At 61.8% G+C, this 21,071-nt stretch carries 19 protein-coding genes; 12 read left to right on the top strand and 7 right to left on the bottom strand.

Annotation, left to right across the window (positions count from 1 at the left end; translation table 11 throughout):
- Positions 1–32: 32 nt before the first annotated feature.
- From OKB77_RS17420 to OKB77_RS17400, 5 genes are all read right to left on the bottom strand, one after another.
- Positions 33–1,778, bottom strand: coding sequence for a bifunctional molybdopterin-guanine dinucleotide biosynthesis adaptor protein MobB/molybdopterin molybdotransferase MoeA (locus OKB77_RS17420; protein ID WP_270818038.1), 1,746 nt, complete (start codon positions 1,776–1,778; stop codon positions 33–35).
- Positions 1,775–2,419 (bottom strand): molybdenum cofactor guanylyltransferase MobA, encoded by a 645-nt coding sequence (gene mobA, locus OKB77_RS17415; RefSeq protein ID WP_103422356.1) that lies wholly within the window; start codon positions 2,417–2,419, stop codon positions 1,775–1,777. Before mobA ends, OKB77_RS17420 begins: the two co-directional genes overlap by 4 nt.
- The gene (locus OKB77_RS17410; protein WP_019446237.1) at positions 2,391–3,086 is read right to left on the bottom strand and encodes an energy-coupling factor ABC transporter ATP-binding protein; all 696 of its coding nucleotides are present in this window, start codon (positions 3,084–3,086) and stop codon (positions 2,391–2,393) included. The genes mobA and OKB77_RS17410 overlap by 29 nt, the downstream gene beginning before the upstream one ends.
- 34 nt (positions 3,087–3,120) lie before the next feature.
- The gene (locus OKB77_RS17405) at positions 3,121–3,822 is read right to left on the bottom strand and encodes an ABC transporter permease (protein WP_005347674.1); all 702 of its coding nucleotides are present in this window, start codon (positions 3,820–3,822) and stop codon (positions 3,121–3,123) included.
- Between the two features lie 64 nt (positions 3,823–3,886).
- Entirely contained in the window at positions 3,887–4,729 is an 843-nt protein-coding gene (locus tag OKB77_RS17400) for a substrate-binding domain-containing protein (RefSeq protein WP_270818037.1), read from the bottom strand.
- 255 nt (positions 4,730–4,984) lie between these two features.
- Here OKB77_RS17400 and OKB77_RS17395 point away from each other — a divergent pair, with 255 nt between their 5' ends.
- Together OKB77_RS17395 and OKB77_RS17390 are read left to right on the top strand one after the other, a co-directional pair.
- Entirely contained in the window at positions 4,985–6,340 is a 1,356-nt protein-coding gene (locus OKB77_RS17395) for a sigma-54-dependent transcriptional regulator (protein WP_058055711.1), read from the top strand.
- Between the two features lie 25 nt (positions 6,341–6,365).
- Positions 6,366–8,468 carry a sensor histidine kinase gene (locus OKB77_RS17390; protein ID WP_270818036.1) on the top strand — a complete coding sequence of 701 codons (2,103 nt, stop codon included), beginning with the start codon at positions 6,366–6,368 and terminating at the stop codon, positions 8,466–8,468.
- An 80-nt stretch (positions 8,469–8,548) separates the two neighbouring features.
- Here the strand turns inward: OKB77_RS17390 and OKB77_RS17385 are convergent, their stop codons facing one another.
- Both OKB77_RS17385 and OKB77_RS17380 read right to left on the bottom strand, forming a co-directional pair.
- The gene (locus OKB77_RS17385) at positions 8,549–9,415 is read right to left on the bottom strand and encodes a helix-turn-helix transcriptional regulator (protein WP_013723539.1); all 867 of its coding nucleotides are present in this window, start codon (positions 9,413–9,415) and stop codon (positions 8,549–8,551) included.
- Positions 9,416–9,430: 15 nt separating this feature from the next.
- Entirely contained in the window at positions 9,431–10,288 is an 858-nt protein-coding gene (locus tag OKB77_RS17380; RefSeq protein WP_270818034.1) for a formate dehydrogenase accessory sulfurtransferase FdhD, read from the bottom strand.
- Positions 10,289–10,493: 205 nt separating this feature from the next.
- On the opposite strand from OKB77_RS17380, the gene OKB77_RS17375 reads away from it, so the two are divergent.
- The 10 genes from OKB77_RS17375 to OKB77_RS17330 all read left to right on the top strand — a co-directional run bounded on the left by OKB77_RS17375 (position 10,494) and on the right by OKB77_RS17330 (position 21,036).
- Positions 10,494–11,615: a PIN domain-containing protein gene (locus tag OKB77_RS17375; protein WP_270818033.1), complete on the top strand. Its 1,122-nt coding sequence runs from the start codon at positions 10,494–10,496 to the stop codon at positions 11,613–11,615.
- A 379-nt stretch (positions 11,616–11,994) separates the two neighbouring features.
- Positions 11,995–12,585, top strand: a complete 591-nt coding sequence (locus OKB77_RS17370; protein WP_270818032.1) for a DUF3305 domain-containing protein — start codon at positions 11,995–11,997, stop codon at positions 12,583–12,585.
- Positions 12,578–13,156 (top strand): DUF3306 domain-containing protein, encoded by a 579-nt coding sequence (locus OKB77_RS17365; RefSeq protein ID WP_270818031.1) that lies wholly within the window; start codon positions 12,578–12,580, stop codon positions 13,154–13,156. Before OKB77_RS17370 ends, OKB77_RS17365 begins: the two co-directional genes overlap by 8 nt.
- 103 nt (positions 13,157–13,259) lie before the next feature.
- Positions 13,260–14,999, top strand: a complete 1,740-nt coding sequence (locus OKB77_RS17360; protein ID WP_270818030.1) for a 4Fe-4S binding protein — start codon at positions 13,260–13,262, stop codon at positions 14,997–14,999.
- A gap of 10 nt (positions 15,000–15,009) precedes the next feature.
- On the top strand, positions 15,010–15,627 hold the full coding sequence (locus tag OKB77_RS17355; RefSeq protein ID WP_019446250.1) for a TorD/DmsD family molecular chaperone: 618 nt from the start codon (positions 15,010–15,012) through the stop codon (positions 15,625–15,627).
- A 101-nt stretch (positions 15,628–15,728) separates the two neighbouring features.
- Complete coding sequence (locus tag OKB77_RS17350) at positions 15,729–15,932, top strand: transcriptional initiation protein Tat (protein WP_042054479.1); 204 nt, start codon at positions 15,729–15,731, stop codon at positions 15,930–15,932.
- A 23-nt stretch (positions 15,933–15,955) separates the two neighbouring features.
- Positions 15,956–18,832, top strand: coding sequence for a formate dehydrogenase subunit alpha (locus tag OKB77_RS17345; protein WP_270818029.1), 2,877 nt, complete (start codon positions 15,956–15,958; stop codon positions 18,830–18,832).
- Between the two features lie 4 nt (positions 18,833–18,836).
- Positions 18,837–19,496, top strand: coding sequence for a formate dehydrogenase FDH3 subunit beta (fdh3B, locus tag OKB77_RS17340; protein ID WP_005353752.1), 660 nt, complete (start codon positions 18,837–18,839; stop codon positions 19,494–19,496).
- Positions 19,493–20,464 (top strand): formate dehydrogenase subunit gamma, encoded by a 972-nt coding sequence (locus OKB77_RS17335; RefSeq protein WP_270818028.1) that lies wholly within the window; start codon positions 19,493–19,495, stop codon positions 20,462–20,464. Before fdh3B ends, OKB77_RS17335 begins: the two co-directional genes overlap by 4 nt.
- A 161-nt stretch (positions 20,465–20,625) precedes the next feature.
- Positions 20,626–21,036, top strand: coding sequence for a DNA breaking-rejoining protein (locus OKB77_RS17330; RefSeq protein WP_233267718.1), 411 nt, complete (start codon positions 20,626–20,628; stop codon positions 21,034–21,036).
- Positions 21,037–21,071 lie beyond the last annotated feature (35 nt).

Genomic DNA, 21,071 nt, shown 5'->3' with positions numbered 1-21,071 from the left:
CGCCGTGCATCCGGCCGACGCCCCGTCGGGATTTAGGCCAGTCGTCCCTGCAGGGGGTGGATCCAGACCCGCTCGCCAATGGCGATCCCGGGTTGATCCGGTACGATTTCGATCAGGCAGTTGGCATCGGCCATGGAGCTGAGAATGCCGGAGCCCTGTGGCCCTGTGGTACGCACCCGCAGCTGGCCGTTACGGTCCTGATGGAAGATGCCGCGCAGAAACTCGGTGCGCCCCGGGCGGCTCTTCATCTTCTCGTCCGCCAGTGCCGACAGACGCAGCGGCTGCCACCGCTTGCCTTGCAAGCGGGCGATGGCAGGCTCAACAAACTGCAGCACGCAGATCATCGCCGCTACCGGATTACCCGGCAGGCCGAAGAAGGGGGTCTGCCCCAGCTTGCCAAAGGCGAGCGGGCGGCCCGGGCGCATCTGAATGCGCCAGAAATCGATCTGGCCCAGCTCCGCCAGCACCAGCTTGATAAAGTCGGCGTTGCCTACCGAGACCCCACCCGAGCTCAACACCAGATCGGCGCTGGCGGCGGCCTGCTCCAGCTGCTGGCGCAGCATGGTCTTGTCATCGGGAATGATGCCAAGGTCCATCACCTCGCAACCGGCGGCACGGATAAGGGCCATCAGGGTGAAGCGGTTGCTGTCGAAGATGTGGCCGGGGGCGAGCTGCTCGCCCGGTGCCTGCACCTCGTCGCCGGTACTGAACAGCGCCACTTTCAGCGGGGTGCGCACTGTGAGACTGGCTTGACCGAGTGATGCCGCCAGCCCCAGCTGGGGGGCGCCAAGCCAGGTTCCGGCCGGGATGGCGACCGCACCTTTGGCGAGATCTTCGCCGGCGAGGCGCACATTCTGCCCAGCCCGGATCGGGGCGGTGACGGTGACCCACTCACCTTCAATATGTGTCTCTTCCCGCATCACCACAGTATCTACCCCGGGGGGCAGCGGGGCGCCGGTCATGATCTGCACCGCCTGACCGGCCAGCACAGGCTCGTGGCGCTGCTGGCCCGCCAGCACTTCCCCCACCAGCTGCCAGCGACCGGTGGCGAGATCGTCGCTACGAAGGCCAATGCCATCCATCGCCGAGTTGGCGTGGGGAGGCACATTGATGGGGCTTATCAGATCGGCGGCCAGCACAGCGCCGTGGCACTGGGCCAGCGGTTTGTCGCTGCAGGCAGTGCTCGGGGTGAGGGCCGCCAGAATGGCGTTGCGGGCCGCCTCGACCGAGAGAAAGCCCTTGCCCGCCTCCGGCTCCTTGCTCTGGCAGCCGTCAAGCCAGCGGCAGACGAAGTCGGTGATAGCCTCAAGGTTGTTGATATCGAGTTGCGGCAGGATGGTCTCTGCGGGCTGATCGCTGGCCAGCGCGATGATGTCGCTGTCTTCGGGGAAGAGCAGCGGCTTGCCAATCTCGGCGCGGTGCAGCTCGATTTTCGGGAAGTGTTCGTGCTTGAACCCCTCGACCAAGAGCAGATCGAGCTCTGTCTGATCGAAGCTTGCCAGCAGCTGGCGAAAATCGGCTTCGGCCAGTTCCGTTTCAATGATGCGGGCATGGCGACGGCGGGAGGCTACCATCATCTGCCGGGCGCCCGCCTTGCGCAGGCGGTAGCTGTCCTTGCCCGGCTGGTCGATATCAAAGTCGTGGTGGGCGTGCTTGAGCACCCCGATGCGCAGGCCGCGATCCACCAGCAGGGGGATCAACTGCTCCAGCAAGGTGGTCTTGCCGGTGCCGCTCCAGGCGGCGAAGCCGAGCAGGGGAAGAGTGGGGGCCGGGGTCATGAGGTGACTCCTTGTTGGGGGTCGATAGCCGGGGCAAGCAGACGGGCCTCGTAGGCAGCCAGCTCGGCAGGGCTGTTGAGATTGATAAAGGCATCCGGCTGATCGGCAAAGCTCACCACCGCCATATGGTGGCGGGCAAACCAGATATCGATTTTGCGCTCTCCCTCTGCCAGCGCAGCGGTGAGGGAGGGGAGCAGGGATTTGTGCAGCAGGGCCACCACGGGTTGCAGCCAGTCTCCATCGTGGGCTACCACCAGCTCGGTATCCGGGGTCAGGGCGGCGCGAAAGCGGCTCATCAGATCCAGCGGCAGGGCGGGGCCATCGCAGGGGACAAACAGCACCCAGTCGTGACGGGCGGCAGCAAGACCTGCCTGCATGCCCGCCAGCGGGCCGAGATAGTCGTTGTTGTCATCGCTGATGACTGGGGCCAGCGCTTGATAGCGGGCCTGACTGCGGTTGGCGTTGATCAGCACTTCATCCACCTGGGGGCGCAGCCGTGCCAGAACGTGGTCGATAAGAGGGCGTCCCGCCAGTGCTACCCATCCCTTGTCTTCGCCCCCCATCCGGGTGGCGCGGCCTCCTGCCAGGATCACTGCTGATACGGCAACGGGATCAGAGTGGCTGTCGCTTTTTGAAGTCATGTCGCTCGATGATTTTTAAAGGGGTCGTCTCTTGCAGCTGGCCACGGGCGAGGGTCCATTGCCGCTCGCACAGGGAGGTCAATGCGTTGCTCTGGTGGCTGATGACGACCAGGCCGCTGCCATGTTCCCGCAGATCTTGCGCCAATGCGGCCATCAGGGCAACCGAATGTGTGTCGAGATTGGCGGTGGGCTCATCCATCAGCAGAAAGGCCGGTTGCAGTGCCCAGGCACGGGCCATCGCCAGCCGTTGCCGTTCGCCACCGGACAAAATGCTGATGTGCTCCCGCGCCAGCCCCTCCAGCTCGACCCGGCGCAGCGCCTCGAACACCCGGATCTCGCTGCCGAGCTGTTTATCGAGCGCCCAGGCGACGTTGTCGTGCACCGTGCGATCGAACAGATAGGGGGTCTGGTGCAGATAGGTGACCCGGCCCGGCCCCAGATCCCGCTTGAGCAGCCGGTTTAGCCGCTGCTGCCAGCGTCCCGGCAGATTGGTGTGGCCGCGGGTGGGGGCCAGCAGCCCCGCCAGGATCTTGAGCAAAGTAGTCTTGCCCACCCCGTTGGCTCCATGCAGCCAGATGGCATCCCCCGGTGCGATGGCGAGCCGGTCAATCTCGAACAGTTGGCGCTCGCCAAAGCGCATCGTCAGCTGGTGGGCGGTCAGAGCCATGGGGTACTCCTGTTGGTACACAGTGGGGGCATGGTCAGTTCTTCAGATAGCTGTGGCCGCGACACGCCGTCAGCAGCAGGTTGAGCAAGAGGGCGAGGGTGAGCAGCACTATGCCGAGCGCCACCCCCTGGGTGAAGGCCCCTTTTTGGGTCTCCAGCGCGATGGCGGTGGGGATATTGCGGGTAAAGTGCAGGATATTGCCCCCCACCATCATGGAGCAGCCCACCTCGGTGACGATGCGGCTGAAGGCGCCGATGATGGCGGCCAGCAGGCCAAAGCGGCACTCGTGCATCAGGCCGATCAGCGCCTTGGGCCAGGAGACCCCCAGGGTCAGGGCGGTCTCCCAGGCGCGCCGATCGCTCTGAACAAACGCCGCGTGGGCCATGGTGGCGATCACAGGGAAGGCGATCAGCATCTGCCCCACCACCATCGCCTGCTGGGTAAAGAGCAGCTTCCAGTCGCCAAAGGGGCCGGCTCGCGACAGCAGCATATAGAGCAAGAGGCCAATCACCACGGTCGGCACCGATTGCAGGGTATTGATGCAGGAGAGCCAGAGCCAGCGGCCGGGCAGCGGCAGATAGGCCAGGGCAAAGCCCAGCAGCAAGGCTGGCAGCAGCACCAGCAGCAGGGCGATGCAGGAGACGGAGAAGGAGACCCCCACCACCTGCCACAGTTCGGTGTCACCACTGAACAGCAGGGCGAGGGCAGCCAACGTAGTGTCGAGCAGGGTCGGCATCAGGCGCCTCCCTCAGCGAACCGGGGGAGGGCCATCCAGGTCATCGCAGGGGTCAGGGTTGCCATTATTTCCCGTTGGCATCCGCTACAAACAGCGCTTGACCCGCCACCTTGAAGTCACCGATCAGCTTCTGGCCATGCTCGGAGACCAGCCAGTTTTTCAGGGTGCGGGCCCCTTCGGTGTTGAGATCCGGGTAGCGCTTGGGGTTGACCAGGATCACCTGATAGGGGTTGAACAGGCGCTTGTCACCCTCCAGCAGTACGGCGAGATCCAGCTTGCTCTGGTAGGCGAGCCAGGTGCCGCGGTCGGTCAGGGTGTAGGCACCGAGCTCCGAGGCCATGGTCAGGGTCGGGCCCATCCCCTGACCGATGGATTTGTAACCGGCAAACTCGGGTTTGACGTCAGCGGCTTGCCACAGGGTCTTCTCCTTGATGTGGGTACCGGACTCGTCACCGCGGGAGATAAAGGTCTGGCCCTTATCCTTGATGGCTTGCAGCCCCTTGGCCGCGTCGTGCAGTTTGCCGAGACCCGCCGGATCTTTCGCCGGGCCAACGATGACGAAGTCGTTGTACATCAGGTGCACCGGCTCGATGCCAAAGCCCGCATCAACGAACTTCTTCTCGGCAGACGGTGCGTGGGTCATCACCAGATCCGCGTCGCCGTTCTCGCCCATCTTCAGGCTCTGGCCGGTACCGGCCGCCATCACCTGCACCGGATAACCGGTCTCCTTGGTGAACTGGGGCAGCAGCCAGCCCAGCAGACCGGACTGCTCGGTGCTGGTGGTGGTGGCGAGGCGGATCGGCGCTTTTGTGGCATTAGTATCCGCTTCGGCGTGGGCAGCACCGGCGATCAGCAGGCTGGCGGCGAGGGAGAAGGCAAAACGTTTGAGGCTGGTTTTTATCGTCATCGTGATGCAACTTTTTTCAGGGTGGCTGAGGAGAGGGCAAGAGTAAGCAAGCAGGGTGCCAAACTGTTCCTTTGCCGCTGCATTCACGGTTTGCCGTTTAAAAACAGAAGCTTATTAGAATCAATTAGGTGAGCTTGTTATCGCTTTTAATAATTGGTGTTGGTGCTTTTGATACGGTAAGGACAAAATGTCCCACTAAGGTTCCGGTTATCGGGACATTCACCGACCGTACGTGCATCCGAGGTACTTTTTTCCATGACACTCCCTCCCAGCCGCTGGTCTGCCCTCTCCCTGCTTATCGTTGACGATGAGCCCGGCATGCGCAGCTTTCTGGCCAAGGCGCTGGCCAAGCGTTTTGCCCAGATTGAGACTGCCGCCAGCGTGGAAGAGGCGGAAGCCCTGCGCTGCCGCCTTCACTTCGACCTTATCATCGCCGACATCCGGCTGCCTGGGCGCTCCGGCATCGAGTGGCATGAGGCCATAGACCCGGCCACTCGCCGCAGCGACATTATCTTCATGACCGGTTTTGGCGATATGGAGACCGCCCTCAAGGCGCTGCGCCTCGGCGCCAGCGACTTTATCCTCAAGCCCTTCAACCTCGATCAGATGGTGCAGGCGGTGGACAGAGTCATCGAGCGCCGCCAGATGGAGCGGGAGAACCTGCTGCTGCGCCGGGAGGTGAGCAAGCTCTTCCCGCCCACCCTGATTGGCGACAGTGCCAAGACCCGCGAGCTCAAGACGCTCATCGCCAGAGTGGCCCCCTCCAATGCCGCCGTGCTGGTGGAGGGGGAGTCCGGCACCGGCAAGGAGCTGGTGGCCCGCGCCCTGCATCAACTCTCTGGCCGGATGGGAGCCTTTGTGCCCCTCAACTGCGCCTCCATCGCGCCGGAGCTTTTGGAAAGCGAGCTGTTCGGCCATGTGCAGGGGGCCTTTACCGGCGCCCGCAAGGGGCGCGACGGCCTGTTCCGGGTCGCCCATCAGGGCACCCTGTTTCTCGACGAGATCGGCGAAATGCCCCTTGCCATGCAGGCCTCTCTGCTGCGGGCACTGGAGCAGAAGGCCATCCGCCCGGTGGGGGCCGAGCGCGAATTGGCGGTGGATGTGCGCATCGTCGCCGCCACCAACCGCAACCTCAAGGCTGAGGTGGAGGCGGGCCGCTTTCGCGAAGATCTCTTCTATCGCCTCAACGTGGTGGCGCTGCCGGTGGCCCCGTTGCGCGAGCGGATAGACGATATCCCCGCGCTGGTGCACCACTTCACCCGCCAGCTCACCGCCGAGATGGGAATGGGTTCCTTGAGCTGGACCCACGAGGATGTGGTGGCGATGCAGGCCTACCCCTGGCCCGGCAACGTGCGGGAGCTGCGCAACCTTATCGAGCGCTGCCTGCTGCTGGGCAAGCCCCCGGCGGATTACTGGCAGAGCAGCAAGCCGGCCGAACAGGGCGCGAGCGAGGAGGGTTATCCGCTGGCGTGGCCGCTGGCGGAGGTGGAAAAAGCCCACATCCTGCAGGTGGTGGCGAGCCATGATGGCAACAAGTCGGCCGCCTCCCGGGTGCTCGGGGTGGCGCGCAAGACGCTGGATCGCAAGTTCAAGGAGTGGGCCATCGAATGAGGAAGGCTGACTGGATGGGGTGGCGATGAAACTGACCCTGCTCCCCCGCTGCATGCGCGCCCTGTTGCCCCGTTGCGTGCGCACCAAGGTGCGCTGGCGCCTGCTGCTGCTTACTTCGGTGCCCATCATGCTCACTCTGGTGGGCATGATCGCGCTCACCCTCTACTGGACTCTCACCTACAGCTGGCAGAACCTGCTCACCACGGTGCGCAGCGATCTCGGGGTGGCCCACCACGCCATCACGGTGCAGCAGCAGCGCCAGACCGAGCATCTGGAGCATCTGCGCGATGCCTGGGCCTTTCAGTTACGGCTGCGGGAATCGCCGGATCAGCTGCATGACTGGGTGATGCCGCTGGCGGCCAACTATGGTCTCGATTTTCTGCGCTTGCGCCGTGGCCCCGAGCTGGATCAGCTGACGGCGCAAGAGCGCGCCGCCCTCACGGCCGGGCGCAGCGTCAGTCACTTCGTGGTCTGGTCGCAGCAGGAGATGATCGCCCTCTCCCCGCAACTGGCCAAGCGGGCCGTGCTGTGGCAACGGGATGGCACCAGGGTGGTGGAGGACAGGGGACTGATCAGCCTGTCACTGACCCCTGTGATGGGCCGCGACGGCTCCCTTTGGGCCGTGCTGGAGGGGGGCGAGCTTGTCAACGGCAGCACCCGGCTGGTGGATGAGCTCAAGGGTCAGGTGTTTGCCAAAAATACCCTGCCAGATGGCAGCGTTGGCACTGTCACCCTGTTTCTCGACGATCTGCGGGTGAGCACCAACGTACCGGTCAGCAGTAGCCGTCAGGTGGGTCGGGCGGTGGGCACCCGGGTCTCGCCGCCGGTGCGCGAGCAAGTACTGGGGCGAGGGGAGATGTGGGTTGACCGCGCCTTCGTCCACGACGCCTGGTATGTCTCTGGCTACGAGCCGCTGCTGGGAGCCAGGGGCGAGCGGCTCGGCATGCTCTATGTTGGCTTTCTCGAGTGGCCCATTATCCGCACCTACCTCACCAATCTGGTGGAGCTGGGCTCCGGTGTGGTGCTGCTGTTGCTGCTCTCCGGCCTACTGGTCTATCGCGGCGCGCGGGATCTCTTCTCCCCCATCGAGCGGATGCACAAGGTAGTGCGGCAGGTGCAGGCCGGGGAGTCGGCTCGCATCGGCCCGCTGGCCCTCGACCCCGACCACGAGCTGGCCCAACTCGGTCGCCAGTTCGACGCCATGCTGGACAGGCAAGAAGCGCACCAGCAGCAGATGGCCCGTAGCGCCGATGAGCTGGAGCAGAAGGTGGCCGAGCGCACCCAAAGTCTCGAGCTCAAGACTGCGGAGCTGGAAGATCATATTCATATGCTGACCGAGGCGCGCCAGCAGCTGCTCATCAGCGAGAAGCTGGCGGCCCTCGGCGAGCTCTCGGCCGGGGTGGCCCACGAGATCAACAACCCGCTGGCGGTGATCCTCGGCAATGTGGAGCTGATGAAGCTGGAGCTGGGGGAGGCGGCCGAGCCGGTCAGCGAGGAGCTGGCACTGGTGCTGGCCCAGATCGAGCGCATTCGTGCCATCACCCGCAGCCTGCTGCAATATTCGCGCCCCGGCGACTACGAGACGGCGCCGGTGTGGCAGCACCTCAACCCCATCATCGAGGAGAGCCTGACTCTGGTGCGTTCCGCCCTGCGCCAGCAGCAGGTGGAGCTGGTGGCCGATCTCAGGGCCCAGCAGCCCATCGAGGCGGATCGCCAGCAGCTATTGCAGGTGCTGATCAACCTCCTGGTCAATGCCAGTCACGCGCTGGGGGAGCAGGGGGAGATCCGGGTCGAGAGCCGCGACTGGGTCGATGAACTGGGTCAGTTGCGCGGGGCCGAGGTGCGGGTGATCGACAACGGTAGCGGCATAGACGCCGCCATCATGGACAAGATCTTCGACCCCTTCTTCACCACCCGCGCCACCGGGACCGGACTGGGGCTGGCCCTGAGTCACCGCATCATCAGCCGCTGGGGCGGCGAGCTCTTGGTGGACTCCACCCCGGGGCAGGGGAGCTGCTTTACCGTGCGGCTGCGCAGCCACGCCCTGCTGCCAAGCGGCAGCGAGCCCGCGAAACTGGAAGGGTGGCGCATCGCCCTCAATGCCGAGGGTCGTGAGACAAGCGATTGATGCTGTTATAAAAAGGCCCGTGATAAAAACAGCCCGTCAACATGGTTGGCGGGCTGTTTTGTCGGTGGGGGAGTGGTTATTTACTGCGGACTCCATACCAGCTTGCCGCTCTGGGTCAGGTCATAGCCGCCGAGGCGAGCCGCCAGCTCGCGCCCCTCGGGGGATTGCAGCCAGCCGATCAGCTGTTGCAGCAGGGTGCGAAAGAAGACCCCCTGCGGCATCACCAGATCGAAGCACTCCTGCGACAGCGGCATAAAGCCGAGGCCAAACTCGGTGGCTGTGCTCTGGGCGCCGGGCCCGACATCCGCATCGCCACGGCTGATGGCGGCGGCCAGCTCCCGCTCGCTGTTGACCTCGAGGGTGCGCTCCAGCCGGGTCAGCGACTCCCCTTGCGTTTGCAGCCACTCCTGCAGGGCGCGCTGGCTGCCAGCCCCCTCCTGACGCATGGCCCAGCGCCAGTCGAGCGCCTCTTTCGCCTCCTTGGGTTGCAGCCCTTGCCGCAGCACCAGCCCCTGCACCCGCCTGAATCCATGAACGATCACCCATTGTCGGTGGCCCTGATACTGCTGCACCAGTGCCGGGTGGCGCAGGTGCGCCTCCTCGGCCTGCCCCCAGTGGATGGCGCAGAGATCCACATGGCCGCGTGCCAGCATCGCCAGCCCCTGACGGGTACCGCACGGGGTGTAGCCCACCAGTGCCTGGGTGCCGAGCTGCTGGGCCAAGCGGCTGCTGGCGTAGTGGAGCAGTACATCGTCCGAGCCTGCCAGCAGCAGCCGGTCGTTCATCACCCCCTCGTGGCAACTGCCGAGCAGCCAGCGATCGAGCAGGGAGCGGGGAAACAGCCACTTGCCGGTCGCCTTGGTGGCGGGGATGCGCGCCTCGTTGGCGAGCTGGTAGACCTTCTTCTCGTTGAGATCGAGGTATTCCGCCACCTGCTTGACGTTCATAAATTCGTTCATTGCTTAGTTCCGCATCCCGCGACCGGCTGAACCGGGCGCCAGCACCGGCGGCTTCTCGTCCAGCACCATATGGTCGTGGCCGCTGAATACCTCGAAATGGCGCCCCTTGGCGCGGGCAATCATGGTGATGCCGAGCTGGCGGGCCAGATCCAGCCCCATCTGGGTGACGCCGGAGCGCGACAGCAGCACCGGAATGCCCATCTGCGCCACCTTGATCACCATCTCCGAGGTGAGCCGCCCGGTGGTGTAGAAGATCTTGTCATGGCCACTCTCGCCGCGCATCCACAGCTCGCCCGCCAGGGTATCCACCGCATTGTGGCGCCCCACATCCTCGACAAAGGAGAGGATTTCGCTGCCGCGACAGATGGCGCAGCCATGGACGGCACCGGCCATCTTGTAGGTTTCGTTATGGGCCGACAGCGCCTTGAGCAGGGCGTAGAGGGTGCTCTGTTTAAGCTCGGGCGCCGCCAAGACCACCCCTTCGAGCTTCTTCATCACGCTGCCATACATGGTGCCCTGACCGCAGCCGGAGGTGACCGTCTTCTTCTCCAAGGATTTGTCGAGATCGGCGGCCTGCTGGCTGCTCACCACGGCGGCGGCCTCGCTCTCCCAGTCGACGATCACCGACTCGATGGCCGCAATATCCTCGATAAAGCCCTGATTTTTCAGATAACCCAGCACCAGCGCCTCGGGGCGGGCCCCCAGCGTCATCAGGGTTACGATCTCCTTCCAGTTGAGGTAGACCGTCAGTGGCCGCTCGCAGGCGATTTGGCGGGTGTTCATTGTGCCCTGCTCATCCATCACCTCGACGGCCATGGTGAGCTGGGCGGCAGCATTGCTTTTGATAAAGGTCGGTGTCATGGGCCCCTCGCGACCGGTTGCCGGGATCTAAGGTGAGGGGCACAGCAAGTTTTGTTCCAGATTATGTAAAAATAATGTTTGTAGTTATAAAGTGAGGGAGAGCTCTAAAGTTTTAATTATGAATTTATTGGATTAAAAGTATGCCTTGGACGAGTTGTATGACCTAAATCATAATGCTGACATTATTTCTGTGAGGACATGAGAAATGTCAGATGATGAAATTGAATATGGCGCTATTTTAGTCGATACATCAATTTTTGATGGTAATGGATTAAAACTGGAAAAAGGGTTGTTGGGAAAACTGTCACAATTCAAAAAAAGCCCTATAGAATACATTTTACCCGATGTGGTGAAAAATGAAGTTCAGCGGCACTTAGAAAGTAAAATTAGTGCTTCACGTGCAGCTTTAGAAAAAGCCCTCAATGAGGCTGGTGACCATCTCTTCTTTGATGGTAGTGAATTGAATGATGCAAAGAAAATGCTTGTTGACAGTAAAGAGGTTAATGGACTCGCTGAGAGTCGGATGAATAAATTTATAGATTCCACAGGCGCTTTGGTTCTGGAAACTGGGAATTATGTTTCAGTTTCTGACTTACTTTCTAAATATTTCTCCAATGAGCCACCATTTGCAGAGACAGGGAAAAAGAAAAATGAATTTCCTGACGCTATAGTTCTTATGGCTGTTGAAGCTTGGGCTGATAAGAATAACGAATATGTTCTAGCTATTGCCAAAGATGGAGATTGGAAAAGTTTTTGTCAAAATTCAACGAGAATAAACTATCAAGATGATTTTTCTCGCGGTTTGGAAGTTTTTAACCAAACCAATGCACCATATACGTTGTTAGCAAATCTTGAGACAGCTTTAAATTCAGGTTCAGCCACGAAGTTTCTTGCTGAAATAAATTCTCTTTTAGAATCTGCTTTGGATGGATTTACACCAGATCAAGAGGCTGATTCAGCGTTTTATTGGGAAGCTGATGGTAGTCATGGCTGGTTCAAAGATTTCTCATTGCTTGAGCATGAGTTTCGTATAGTTGATAAGGATGAAGACTGGGTCGTGTTAGAAGCCTCAGCTAATATTGTTGTCGAGGCAGAGGGTGATTTTTCATTATCTGTATATGACTCTATTGATAGAGATCATGTATCGATGGGAGGAGTAACTGTACGAGTGGAACGTGAGTTCGAGTCGGAAATTCTAATTACAATTTCTGGTGACCTAAATGGCCCGCTTGATGAACTATCTATAGATGAGGTTGAAATTGTAAGTCCTATAAATACCATCGACTTTGGATATATAGAGCCAGAGTATGATGATTACGAAGAGTAGTTTCGTATCATGGGCCAAATCGTAGGTTGGTGCTGAACGAAGTGAAGCCCAACGTTTACCGCGAACACTTTATCAAGGTAATAATCGGATAATTCGGCCTTATTCGATTATTGCCATTCCCTCAATCAGGCTCTGGCGGATTGGTTTTACGCCGCATATTGGGCTTCGCTGTGCTCAGCGCCAACCTACGCTCGCGCCAACCCATACTCCGCACGACACGCCAACCCGTATCAAAGCCCCATCAGCCATCAAACCGGCCTTGGCCCCACTCTTGCTATGTCTTATCCCATTGATGGCCGTGGCCGCCATAAATCTCCTGCTCTGAACCGCCCCGAACGGGGTGGATCACGGGGGAGGGCGGCCCGGTAGAGACCTTCTGATGGGAGCCGTGACAGTGCAAGAGACAACCAATACCTTGCCCCCGCAGCGCTGGCTGCAACTGGAGTTAAAGGCCATCGACAGCCAGGTTGGCCGCTGGCAGAGCCGCCGTTTCGAGATAGCGGCGCTCCATCCCGCCGAACCGGAGGCTGCAGGTGCCTTGCCCCTTACCCTGTTTCGCGATGAGCGGGGGGATTATCGCTTCAATCTGAGCTCCGGTTCGCCCCGCCTTTTTGTCACCGGAAGCCGCGTGGACAGTGGCTTTGTGGCCGATGGTCTGACCCTGAGCCAGACCGTGGCCGCCGCCTATATGGATGGCGAGCGGCAGGTGCTCTCCTGCCCGCTGCCCGAGGCGCTGCAAGCCTGGGTGGAGGCCTTTATCGGCCGCCACGGCGAGCTGCTGGAGGCCCGTCGCAAGGGCAAGAAGGGCAAGGGGCGGGCGCAGGATCAGTTGGGTGTCGATAGCCAGGATCAAGCCAGCTGCGGTGCCGTTAAAGCCACAGGCCCCGATGGCCGCGAGCGTGGCAGTGACGGCGGAACCTGTGCCGTAAACAACGCCGGAAACAGTGCCGGAAACAGCGCCCATGAGTGAGTTTCTCAAGCGCTGGTCGTCTCGCAAGCATCAGGCATTGCAGCCGAGGGAAGAGGCTATCCCCGAGTCGGTTGCCGCCCCCATCGAAGGCAGTGGCGCAGCTGAAACTCCAGATACCGCGCTGGATAGCCCCGTAGTCAGCACTGACAAGGGGAGCTGTGAATCCCTTGCTGTTGAGGGGGCCGAGAGTGGCGAGCCGCCGCTAACAACAGCCCAGCTGGGCAAGGCCAAACTCCCCGACAAGGAGGCGCTGCGGGCCATGTTTCGCAGCCACAAGCCGGATGGGCTCGACGACTACACCCAGGATTTCAGCCAGCCCGAATTGCTGCCTGCGGCCCTGACCGCCGGGCTGCGCAACTGGTTGGTGGATCAGGTAACCGCCCCGGAGAGCGAATCGGTCAATCCGGCCAGCGGGTCCGCTGAACCGGTGGCGCTTGCCAGCGAACCTTCCGCCGACGAGCTGGCTGATAACCATTCTCAAACCCACACCGACGATCGGGACATTTTGGTTTCCTCTGGTGGACAAAATGTCCCAACCAAAGGTGGGGGAATGGAACCCTCAGGATCCTGACTCCCTGTCAGTCACTTTTTTTCCGGGGGAGTTGGCTCGCCTCTTGCTCTCTCGGCTTACCAACAAGCGCCCATCCCATGAGGTGGCGCGCGCAGGAGCGTATGTGAGCACTGAACAAACATTGCCAAATCTGAGCCCAAATCTAGCCTCCAATCTTGCCCATGGGGCGGGGGCGGCCGAGCATAACGCGCGCGCTCGCGCCTATGCCCTGCAGCATACGGTCAAGACCGACAACTTGATCCCGGCCACTGTCTCTTACCAGAGTCAGGGGCGTTTGCTGCTGGTCGGCCCGGAAGATCGGATTCGCCGCGTCGCCAGCCTGCTGCCCGCCGGGGTGAAGCCCACCCTGCTGGTGACCGAAGCGGTGCATGACGCCGAGGCGGCCGATCTCGAAGCCATTTTCGATGCCACCACATCCCTCGCGGCCCTGACTCTGCGCGAACCGAGCCTGACAGGGTATCTGGGGCAGTTCCAGCTTACCGGCCTCAATGGTCAGGGGGAGCGGGTTAATCTAGCGGCTCTCTGTTTTACTCAGCAGGCTGCGGAAAATGGCGAATCGCGCTTCGATCTGGTTGCCGATCTGGGCCGCGCCCCGCTCTTTGCGCTGGAGCGCCCGCCGGTCGGTTATCTGCATCTTGCCGATGACCAAGGGCTGGCCGAACGGCTTGTCGAGATCTGCGCGCTGACCGGTATCTTCGACAAGCCGCGCTATTTTCGTCTCGACCCCGAGGCCTGCGCCTTTACCGCCCGCGGCGTGCCCGGTTGCAGCCGCTGCCTCGATGTCTGCCCGACTGATGCACTCAAGCCCATCAATGGTCGCATCCAGATCGATCCTCATTTGTGTCAGGGCTTTGGCAGCTGCGCCTCTGCCTGTCCGACCGGGGCGATTGCCTATCACCAGCCCGATGCCAACACCAGCGGCGACTACCTGTTCCGATTGCTCAAGCATTATCGGGAGGCGGGTGGCGAAGCGCCCCAGTTGCTGATCGCCGGTGAAAACGAGCGCGAATGGGTGGAGGCCGAACTCACCCGCCTGCCCGCCAACTGGCTGCCAGTCTGGGTGGAGGAGAGCGCGAGTTTGGGTATCGAGAGCTGGTTTGCCGCCCTCGCCTATGGCGCCAACGCAGTGCGCATTGCGCTGGGTGACGATGCCCCCGAAAGCGTCCGTGCGCTGGTTGAGCGGGAACTGGCGAGCACCGCCGTGCTGTTGGCGGGCGCCGGTCTCGCTGCCGATCGCATTGCCCTGTTTGACGCAGATGCTGGTGAGCCTGTTTCCGGCCAGCCCACCGTTGCCCTGCTCGACAAGCCGCTCAAAGGGGACAAACGGGAGAACCTGTTTGCCGCCTTCGATGCCCTCTGGCAGGCCAATGAGGGGAGCCGCGAGCCGCTGGCGGTGCCTCACGGCGCCCCATACGGCAGTGTGGAGCTGAAAGAATCTGACTGCACCCTCTGCATGGGCTGCGTGGCGGTTTGCCCGAGCCGCGCCCTGCATGCGGTTGGGCACACGCCCGGCCTCAACTTTATCGAGCAGGATTGCATCCAGTGCGGCATGTGCGAAAAGGCGTGCCCCGAGCAGGCCATCGTACTGATGCCCCGCCTGCAACCCGTGCCCGAGGCGCGCCGCGCCGTGCAGAGCCTCAAAGCCGAAGAGGCGGCCTGCTGCATTCGCTGCTCCAAGCCGTTCGCGCCCGCCTCGATGATCCGCCGCATCCAGCAAAAACTGGCCGGTCACTCCCACTTCCAGAACGAGGCCGCCCAGCGGCTGCTGATGTGCGAGGACTGTCGGGTCAAGGATGTGTTTGCTGCGCTGGCGGCGGACCCCGTCTCCCAGCTCAAGGTATGAGGGGCCAGTGATGAGTGAACAACATAACGAAAAGGCTGGCGAACTGACCATGACCGAACTGGAACAGAGCAGCGCCGATCTCTACGCCCTGCTGGCGAGTCTCTGGCGCGCCGCTCCCCGTGGTGAACAGCTCGCCTGGCTGCAAGGGTTGCAGGCTATGCCGGGCCCCTTTGCCAGAGGGCTCGGGCTGGTGCAGCTGGCAGCCAGTAGCCACCACGAAAACGAGCTTGCCGAGGAGTATCAGGATCTCTTTATCGGGCTGGGGCGCGGGGAGATTGTGCCGTTTGCCTCCTGGTATCTCACCGGCTCATTGATGGAGCTGCCGTTGGCAGTGCTGCGCGCTGATCTGCAGTCCCTCGGTTTTGAGCGCCAGAGCGGAGTGTGTGAGCCGGAAGATCATCTCGCCGCCCTCTGTGAGGTGATGGCGGTGTTGATTGCCGAGCAGCACCCGGAGCGCAACCGCTTCTATGAACGCCACCTTGCCCCCTGGGTACTCGCCTGCTGCCGCGATCAGCAACAGGCGAAAGGGGGCAGCTTCTACCGGGCGGTCGGGGCCCTTGCCGAAGATTTCTTCAAGCTGGAAAACGAATTGCGCCTGCCGTTTGGCGCCTGCGTGGTGCCGGGCTGAATGCCCCGAACCACCCACAACAAAACGAACAGACGAGATATCCCATTGGACGCGAAGCTGGCGCGCAGGCGCCAGCAAGAACAACAACAGAGGTCACAAGAATGAGCGATGAACAGCTGAAAGACCCGTCCCGCCGCAATCTGATCAAGGGAGTTGGCGTGGTCGCCACCATAGGTGTATTGGCCGGTGCCACCGGTCGGGTGGTGGGCAAAGAAGTGCTGACCCACGATACCAAGCCTGACAAGGGCTATCGGGAGACCCCCCATGTTCACGACTTTTATCGCACCCTGCGCGGCACCGACTGAGCCGGATCAGTGAAGGAGAACTCATGAAACTGACAAAACGTGCCGAGCTGCCCCAGGCGGGCGAGCAGGGCAATGAGGCCATTCGCGGTCAGGGGCTGACCCGCCGTGCCTTTATGGTCAACTCGGGTCTGGTGGCCGGTGGCGCCGTGGCGGCCGGCTGGCTGGCGCCGGCCATGATGCAGCGGGCCGAGGCCAAAACCGTGGCGGCCGGGGTGCCGGTCGAGGTGAAGCGCACCATCTGTTCCCACTGCTCGGTGGGCTGCGGCGTCTATGCCGAGGTGCAAAACGGCGTCTGGACCGGTCAGGAGCCGGCGTTTGATCACCCCTTCAACCTTGGCGGTCACTGCGCCAAGGGGGCGGCCCTGCGCGAGCATGGCCACGGTGAGCGTCGCCTCAAGTACCCGATGAAGCTGGTGGGCGGCAAGTGGCAGCGCATCAGCTGGGATCAGGCCATCGAAGAGGTGGGCAACGAGGTGCTGCGTCTGCGCAAGGAGTCCGGCCCCGACAGCGTCTACTGGCTCGGCTCCGCCAAGCACTCCAACGAGCAGGCCTACCTGTTTCGCAAGATGGCGTCCCTGTGGGGCACCAACAACGTGGATCATCAGGCGCGGATCTGCCACTCCACCACGGTGGCCGGGGTCGCCAACACCTGGGGCTACGGCGCCATGACCAACAGCCTGAACGACATGCACAACAGCAAGTCGATCATGTTTATCGGCTCCAACCCGGCGGAGGCCCACCCGGTCGCCATGCAGCACATCCTGCTGGCGAAAGAGCGTAACGGCTGCAAGATCCTGGTAGTTGACCCGCGCCGTACCCGCACCGCCGCCAAGGCGGACATGTACCTCTCCCTGCGTCCGGGCACCGACGTCGCCTTTATCTGGGGCATGCTCTGGCACATCTTCAAAAACGGTTGGGAAGATAAAAAGTTCATCCGCTCCCGCGTCTACGGCATGGATGAGGTGCAAAAAGAGGTGGCGCGCTGGACTCCGGCCGAAGTAGAGCGGGTGACCGGCCTCAACGAGCAGCAGGTCTATGGCGCTGCCAAACTGCTGGCCGACAACCGCCCCGGCTGCGTGGTCTGGTGCATGGGCGGTACCCAGCACACCACCGGCAACAACAACACCCGTGCCTACTGCATCCTCGAACTGGCCCTCGGCAACGTGGGCAAGAGCGGGGCGGGCACCAACATCTTCCGCGGTCACGACAACGTGCAGGGCGCCACCGATTTTGGCGTCACCTCCGACTCTCTGCCCGGCTACTACGGGCTGGAAGAGGGCTCCTGGAAGCACTGGGCCCGGGTGTGGGATGTCGATTACGAGTGGATCAAGGCGCGCTTCGACAACAAGGCCTACAACGGCAAGTTGCCGATGAACAATAACGGCATTCCGGTCTCCCGCTGGGTGGATGGGGTGCTGGAGAACGCCGATCTCATCGAGCAGGGCTCCAACATCCGCGCCATGTTCTACTGGGGCCATGCGGTCAACTCCCAGACTCGCGGCCCCGAGATGAAGAAGGCGATGCAAAAGCTCGACATGATGGTGATTGTCGACCCGTATCCCACCGTCGCCGCCGTCATGAACGATCGCACCGACGGCGTCTACCTGCTGCCGGCCACCACCCAGTTCGAGACCTATGGTTCAGTCACTGCCACCAACCGCTCCATGCAGTGGCGCGACAAGGTGATAGAACCCCTGTTCGAATCCAAGGTCGACCACGAGATCATGTATCTCCTGAGCAAGAAGCTTGGCTTTGCCGACCAGCTGTTCAAGCACATCAAGGTAGAGAACAACCAGCCGCTCTTGGAAGACATCACCCGCGAGTACAACCGCGGCATGTGGAGCGTGGGCTACACCGGCCAGAGCCCAGAGCGGCTCAAGGCGCACCAGCAGAACTGGCACACCTTCCACAAGACCAACCTCAAGGCCGAAGGGGGCCCGGTCAGTGGCGAAGTGTACGGTCTGCCCTGGCCCTGCTGGGGTACCCCTGAGATGAAGCACCCCGGCAGCCATATCCTCTACGACACCAGTATTCCGGTCTCGGAAGGGGGTGGCGGTTTCCGCGCCCGCTTCGGCATCGAGTATCAGGGCGTCTCGCTGCTCGCCGAAGACTCCTGGCCGAAGGGAAGTGAGGTGGAGGATGGTTATCCCGAGATCACTGCCGACCTGATGAAACAGCTTGGCTGGTGGGATGAGCTGACCGAGGCCGAGAAGAAAGAGGCCGAGGGCAAGAACTGGAAGACTGACCTCTCCGGCGGTATCCAGCGGGTCGCCATCAAGCACGGCTTCGTCCCCTACGGCAACGCCAAGGCGCGCTGCGTAGTGTGGACCTTCCCGGATCAGGTGCCCAAGCACCGCGAGCCGCTCTACACCCCGCGCCGTGATCTGCTGGCCGACTACGCCACCTGGCCTGATTCGAAGAGCCTGTGGCGCCTGCCGACCCAGTACGCCTCGGTGCAGGAGAAGGATGTCAGCAAGGAGTTCCCCATCATCCTCACCTCCGGCCGTCTGGTGGAGTACGAGGGGGGCGGTGACGAGACTCGCTCCAACCCCTGGCTGGCTGAATTGCAGCAGGAGATGTTCGTCGAGATGAACCCGGCGGATGCCAACGACGTCGGCGTGCGCGACGGTCAGGATGTGTGGGTCGAGGGGCCGGAAGGGGGCCGGGTCAAGGTGAAGGCACTGGTGACCCCGCGGGTCAAACCGGGGCTCGCCTTTATGCCGTTCCACTTCGGCGGCCACTTCGAGGGCAAGGATCTGCGATCCAAATATCCGGAAGGGTCTGACCCCTATGTGCTGGGGGAGTCGGTCAACATAGTCACCACCTATGGTTATGACCCGGTCACCCAGATGCAGGAGACCAAGGTCACCCTGTGCCGTTTTCGCAAAGTAGGAGCCTGATCCCATGGCCAGAATGAAATTCATGTGTGACACCAAGCGCTGCATCGAGTGCAACGGCTGTGTGACGGCGTGCAAGAACGAGAACGACGATGCCCTCGAGTGGGGCATCCAGCGTCGCCGGGTGGTAACCCTCAACGACGGCCTGCCGGGAGAGACCTCCATCTCGGTCGCCTGCATGCACTGCACAGATGCCCCCTGCATGGCGGTTTGTCCGGCCGACTGCTTCTATCACACCGACGACGGCATCGTGCTGCACAACAAGGATCTCTGCATCGGTTGCGGCTACTGCCTGTTTGCCTGCCCGTTTGGTGCCCCCCAGTTCCCGAAGACCGCCGCCTTTGGCGATCGGGGCAAGATGGACAAGTGCACCTTCTGCGCCGGTGGCCCGGAAGAGGATCACAGCGAGGCGGAGCGCCAGAAGTACGGTGCCAACCGCATCGCCGAGGGCAAGCTGCCGATGTGTGCCGAGCTCTGCTCTACCAAGGCACTGCTAGCGGGGGATGCGCAGGTGATCTCCGACATCTTCCGCGAGCGGGTTGCCTATCGTGGTGCTCCTCACGCAGCTTGGGGGGCTGATGAACAGGCGCTCTATCGCGACGCCAGCAAACCTCACGATGGCAGAGGCAAGGGGCTCAAGCTTGGCAAGCAGGAGGATGGCCAATGAGACACTGGCTGACAGCGCTGCTGACGGCCTTGCTGCTGTTCAGCGCGCCCGGCTTCGCTGATGCGCAGAAAGAGGCGGTCGGCTTTGCCGGCGCCGATTATTGGCGGGCGGTGAAGGATGGGCAGGAGGGGGTGACCACCTCCCGCTCGCCGGAGCACGGAGTGCTTATCTCGGTGCCGGGTCAGCTCTGGTTCGAGGTGAAGACCAAGTGGGTGTCGCCACTCGGTGCCATCGCTATCTTTGGATCCTTGGCCATGTGCGGCCTGATGTACCTGGTGGTGGGGCCGACCAAGCTCTCCAAACCGCGTACCGGGCGCAAGCTCAAACGCTGGAGCCGGCTGGATCGGGCGCTGCACTGGACCACGGCGGCCATGTTCCTGACCCTCTCCGGGTCCGGGCTGGCCATCATCTATGGCAAGTACTTCATCAAGCCGGTGGTGAGCATGGGGGTGTGGGAGAACTGGATCTGGTTCGCCAAGGTGTTCCACAACTACGTGGGGCCGCTCTTCTTCCTCTGCTTGCTCGGTGTACTCATCAAGTGGTTCCGCCACAACATCGTCAACATGGTGGATGTGCAGTGGTTTATGAAGGCTGGCGGCATGCTGGGGCCCCACAAGGGGAGTCACCCCTCGGCGGGCTTCTCCAACGGCGGCGAGAAGGCGATCTTCTGGCTGCTCATCTGGTTTGGCGGCATCGTCGTGGCGACCGGGCTGTTTCTGGACTTTCCCATCTTCGGCCAGCTGCGCCGTCAGATGGAGTGGGCCAGCTTTATCCATATCGTCGGCGCCTTGATCCTTATCTGCGGTTTTATCTTCCATATCTACATGGGCCTGTTCCAGCTGGAAGGGGCGCTGGAGGGGATGGTGACCGGTGAGGTGGACGAGACCTGGGCCAAGGAGCACCACGACCTCTGGTATGAAGAGGTGAAGCACACCCTCGATGAGCCCAAGGTGGGTAAATCAAGCTGACGGTCGGACAAAGAGTAAAGGGAAGGGGCGCTGCGGCGCCCCTTTTGATGGCAGGTCGATCGTGATGGTAAATTGATTGAGCGATGCCGCAAACGGCGATGGTTTTTTGGGCCACCTTGAGCAACAGTAACAGGGGGTTCCATTCATACAAGGGATGACAAATGATGAGAAAAACATGGCTGGCAGCGGTATGTGCATCTGCGCTCTTCGGTGGTATTGCGGGCGTGGCGCAGGCGGCTGACGGGATCAAGACTCAGCAGGTGCAGTTCAAGAAGGGGGAGTCAGGGGCGACTATCAACGGCACCATTCAGGGTAGCCAGACCCTCGATTACAAGCTGACGGCCAACAAGGGCCAGAGTATGGTGGTGATCCTGACCGGCAAGCCCTACTTCAATATTTTGCCGCCGGGCAGCAAGGGGGAAGCGATTTTTGTTGGCTCTCGTGACGGGAACAACTTTGAGGCAACCCTGCCCGCCAAGGGCACTTATACCATTCGGGTCTACCAGATGGGGGCGGCCGAGAGCAGCAAGGCCAAGACGCCCTTCAAGCTGGAGGTGGGCATCAGCGGCTAATGCCGGCCGCTGACAAGCATCACAGCGGTGGCGGC

The sequence above is a fragment of the Aeromonas sp. Y318-3 genome, from assembly GCF_027706185.1.
GTDB classification, from domain to species: domain Bacteria; phylum Pseudomonadota; class Gammaproteobacteria; order Enterobacterales; family Aeromonadaceae; genus Aeromonas; species Aeromonas veronii.
The sequence above is the reverse complement of the archived record's forward strand: the minus strand, read 5'-3'. Positions and strand labels throughout refer to the sequence as shown.

Bases quoted from the DNA above. Each gene is read 5' to 3' on its own strand.
- OKB77_RS17420 (WP_270818038.1), bottom strand. From the start codon at position 1,778: ATGACCCCGGCCCCCACTCTTCCCCTGCTCGGCTTCGCCGCCTGGAGC.
- mobA (WP_103422356.1), bottom strand. From the start codon at position 2,419: ATGACTTCAAAAAGCGACAGCCACTCTGATCCCGTTGCCGTATCAGCA.
- OKB77_RS17410 (WP_019446237.1), bottom strand. From the start codon at position 3,086: ATGGCTCTGACCGCCCACCAGCTGACGATGCGCTTTGGCGAGCGCCAA.
- OKB77_RS17405 (WP_005347674.1), bottom strand. From the start codon at position 3,822: ATGCCGACCCTGCTCGACACTACGTTGGCTGCCCTCGCCCTGCTGTTC.
- OKB77_RS17400 (WP_270818037.1), bottom strand. From the start codon at position 4,729: ATGACGATAAAAACCAGCCTCAAACGTTTTGCCTTCTCCCTCGCCGCC.
- OKB77_RS17395 (WP_058055711.1), top strand. From the start codon at position 4,985: ATGACACTCCCTCCCAGCCGCTGGTCTGCCCTCTCCCTGCTTATCGTT.
- OKB77_RS17390 (WP_270818036.1), top strand. From the start codon at position 6,366: ATGAAACTGACCCTGCTCCCCCGCTGCATGCGCGCCCTGTTGCCCCGT.
- OKB77_RS17385 (WP_013723539.1), bottom strand. From the start codon at position 9,415: ATGAACGTCAAGCAGGTGGCGGAATACCTCGATCTCAACGAGAAGAAG.
- OKB77_RS17380 (WP_270818034.1), bottom strand. From the start codon at position 10,288: ATGACACCGACCTTTATCAAAAGCAATGCTGCCGCCCAGCTCACCATG.
- OKB77_RS17375 (WP_270818033.1), top strand. From the start codon at position 10,494: ATGTCAGATGATGAAATTGAATATGGCGCTATTTTAGTCGATACATCA.
- OKB77_RS17370 (WP_270818032.1), top strand. From the start codon at position 11,995: ATGGGAGCCGTGACAGTGCAAGAGACAACCAATACCTTGCCCCCGCAG.
- OKB77_RS17365 (WP_270818031.1), top strand. From the start codon at position 12,578: ATGAGTGAGTTTCTCAAGCGCTGGTCGTCTCGCAAGCATCAGGCATTG.
- OKB77_RS17355 (WP_019446250.1), top strand. From the start codon at position 15,010: ATGAGTGAACAACATAACGAAAAGGCTGGCGAACTGACCATGACCGAA.
- OKB77_RS17350 (WP_042054479.1), top strand. From the start codon at position 15,729: ATGAGCGATGAACAGCTGAAAGACCCGTCCCGCCGCAATCTGATCAAG.
- OKB77_RS17345 (WP_270818029.1), top strand. From the start codon at position 15,956: ATGAAACTGACAAAACGTGCCGAGCTGCCCCAGGCGGGCGAGCAGGGC.
- fdh3B (WP_005353752.1), top strand. From the start codon at position 18,837: ATGGCCAGAATGAAATTCATGTGTGACACCAAGCGCTGCATCGAGTGC.
- OKB77_RS17335 (WP_270818028.1), top strand. From the start codon at position 19,493: ATGAGACACTGGCTGACAGCGCTGCTGACGGCCTTGCTGCTGTTCAGC.
- OKB77_RS17330 (WP_233267718.1), top strand. From the start codon at position 20,626: ATGATGAGAAAAACATGGCTGGCAGCGGTATGTGCATCTGCGCTCTTC.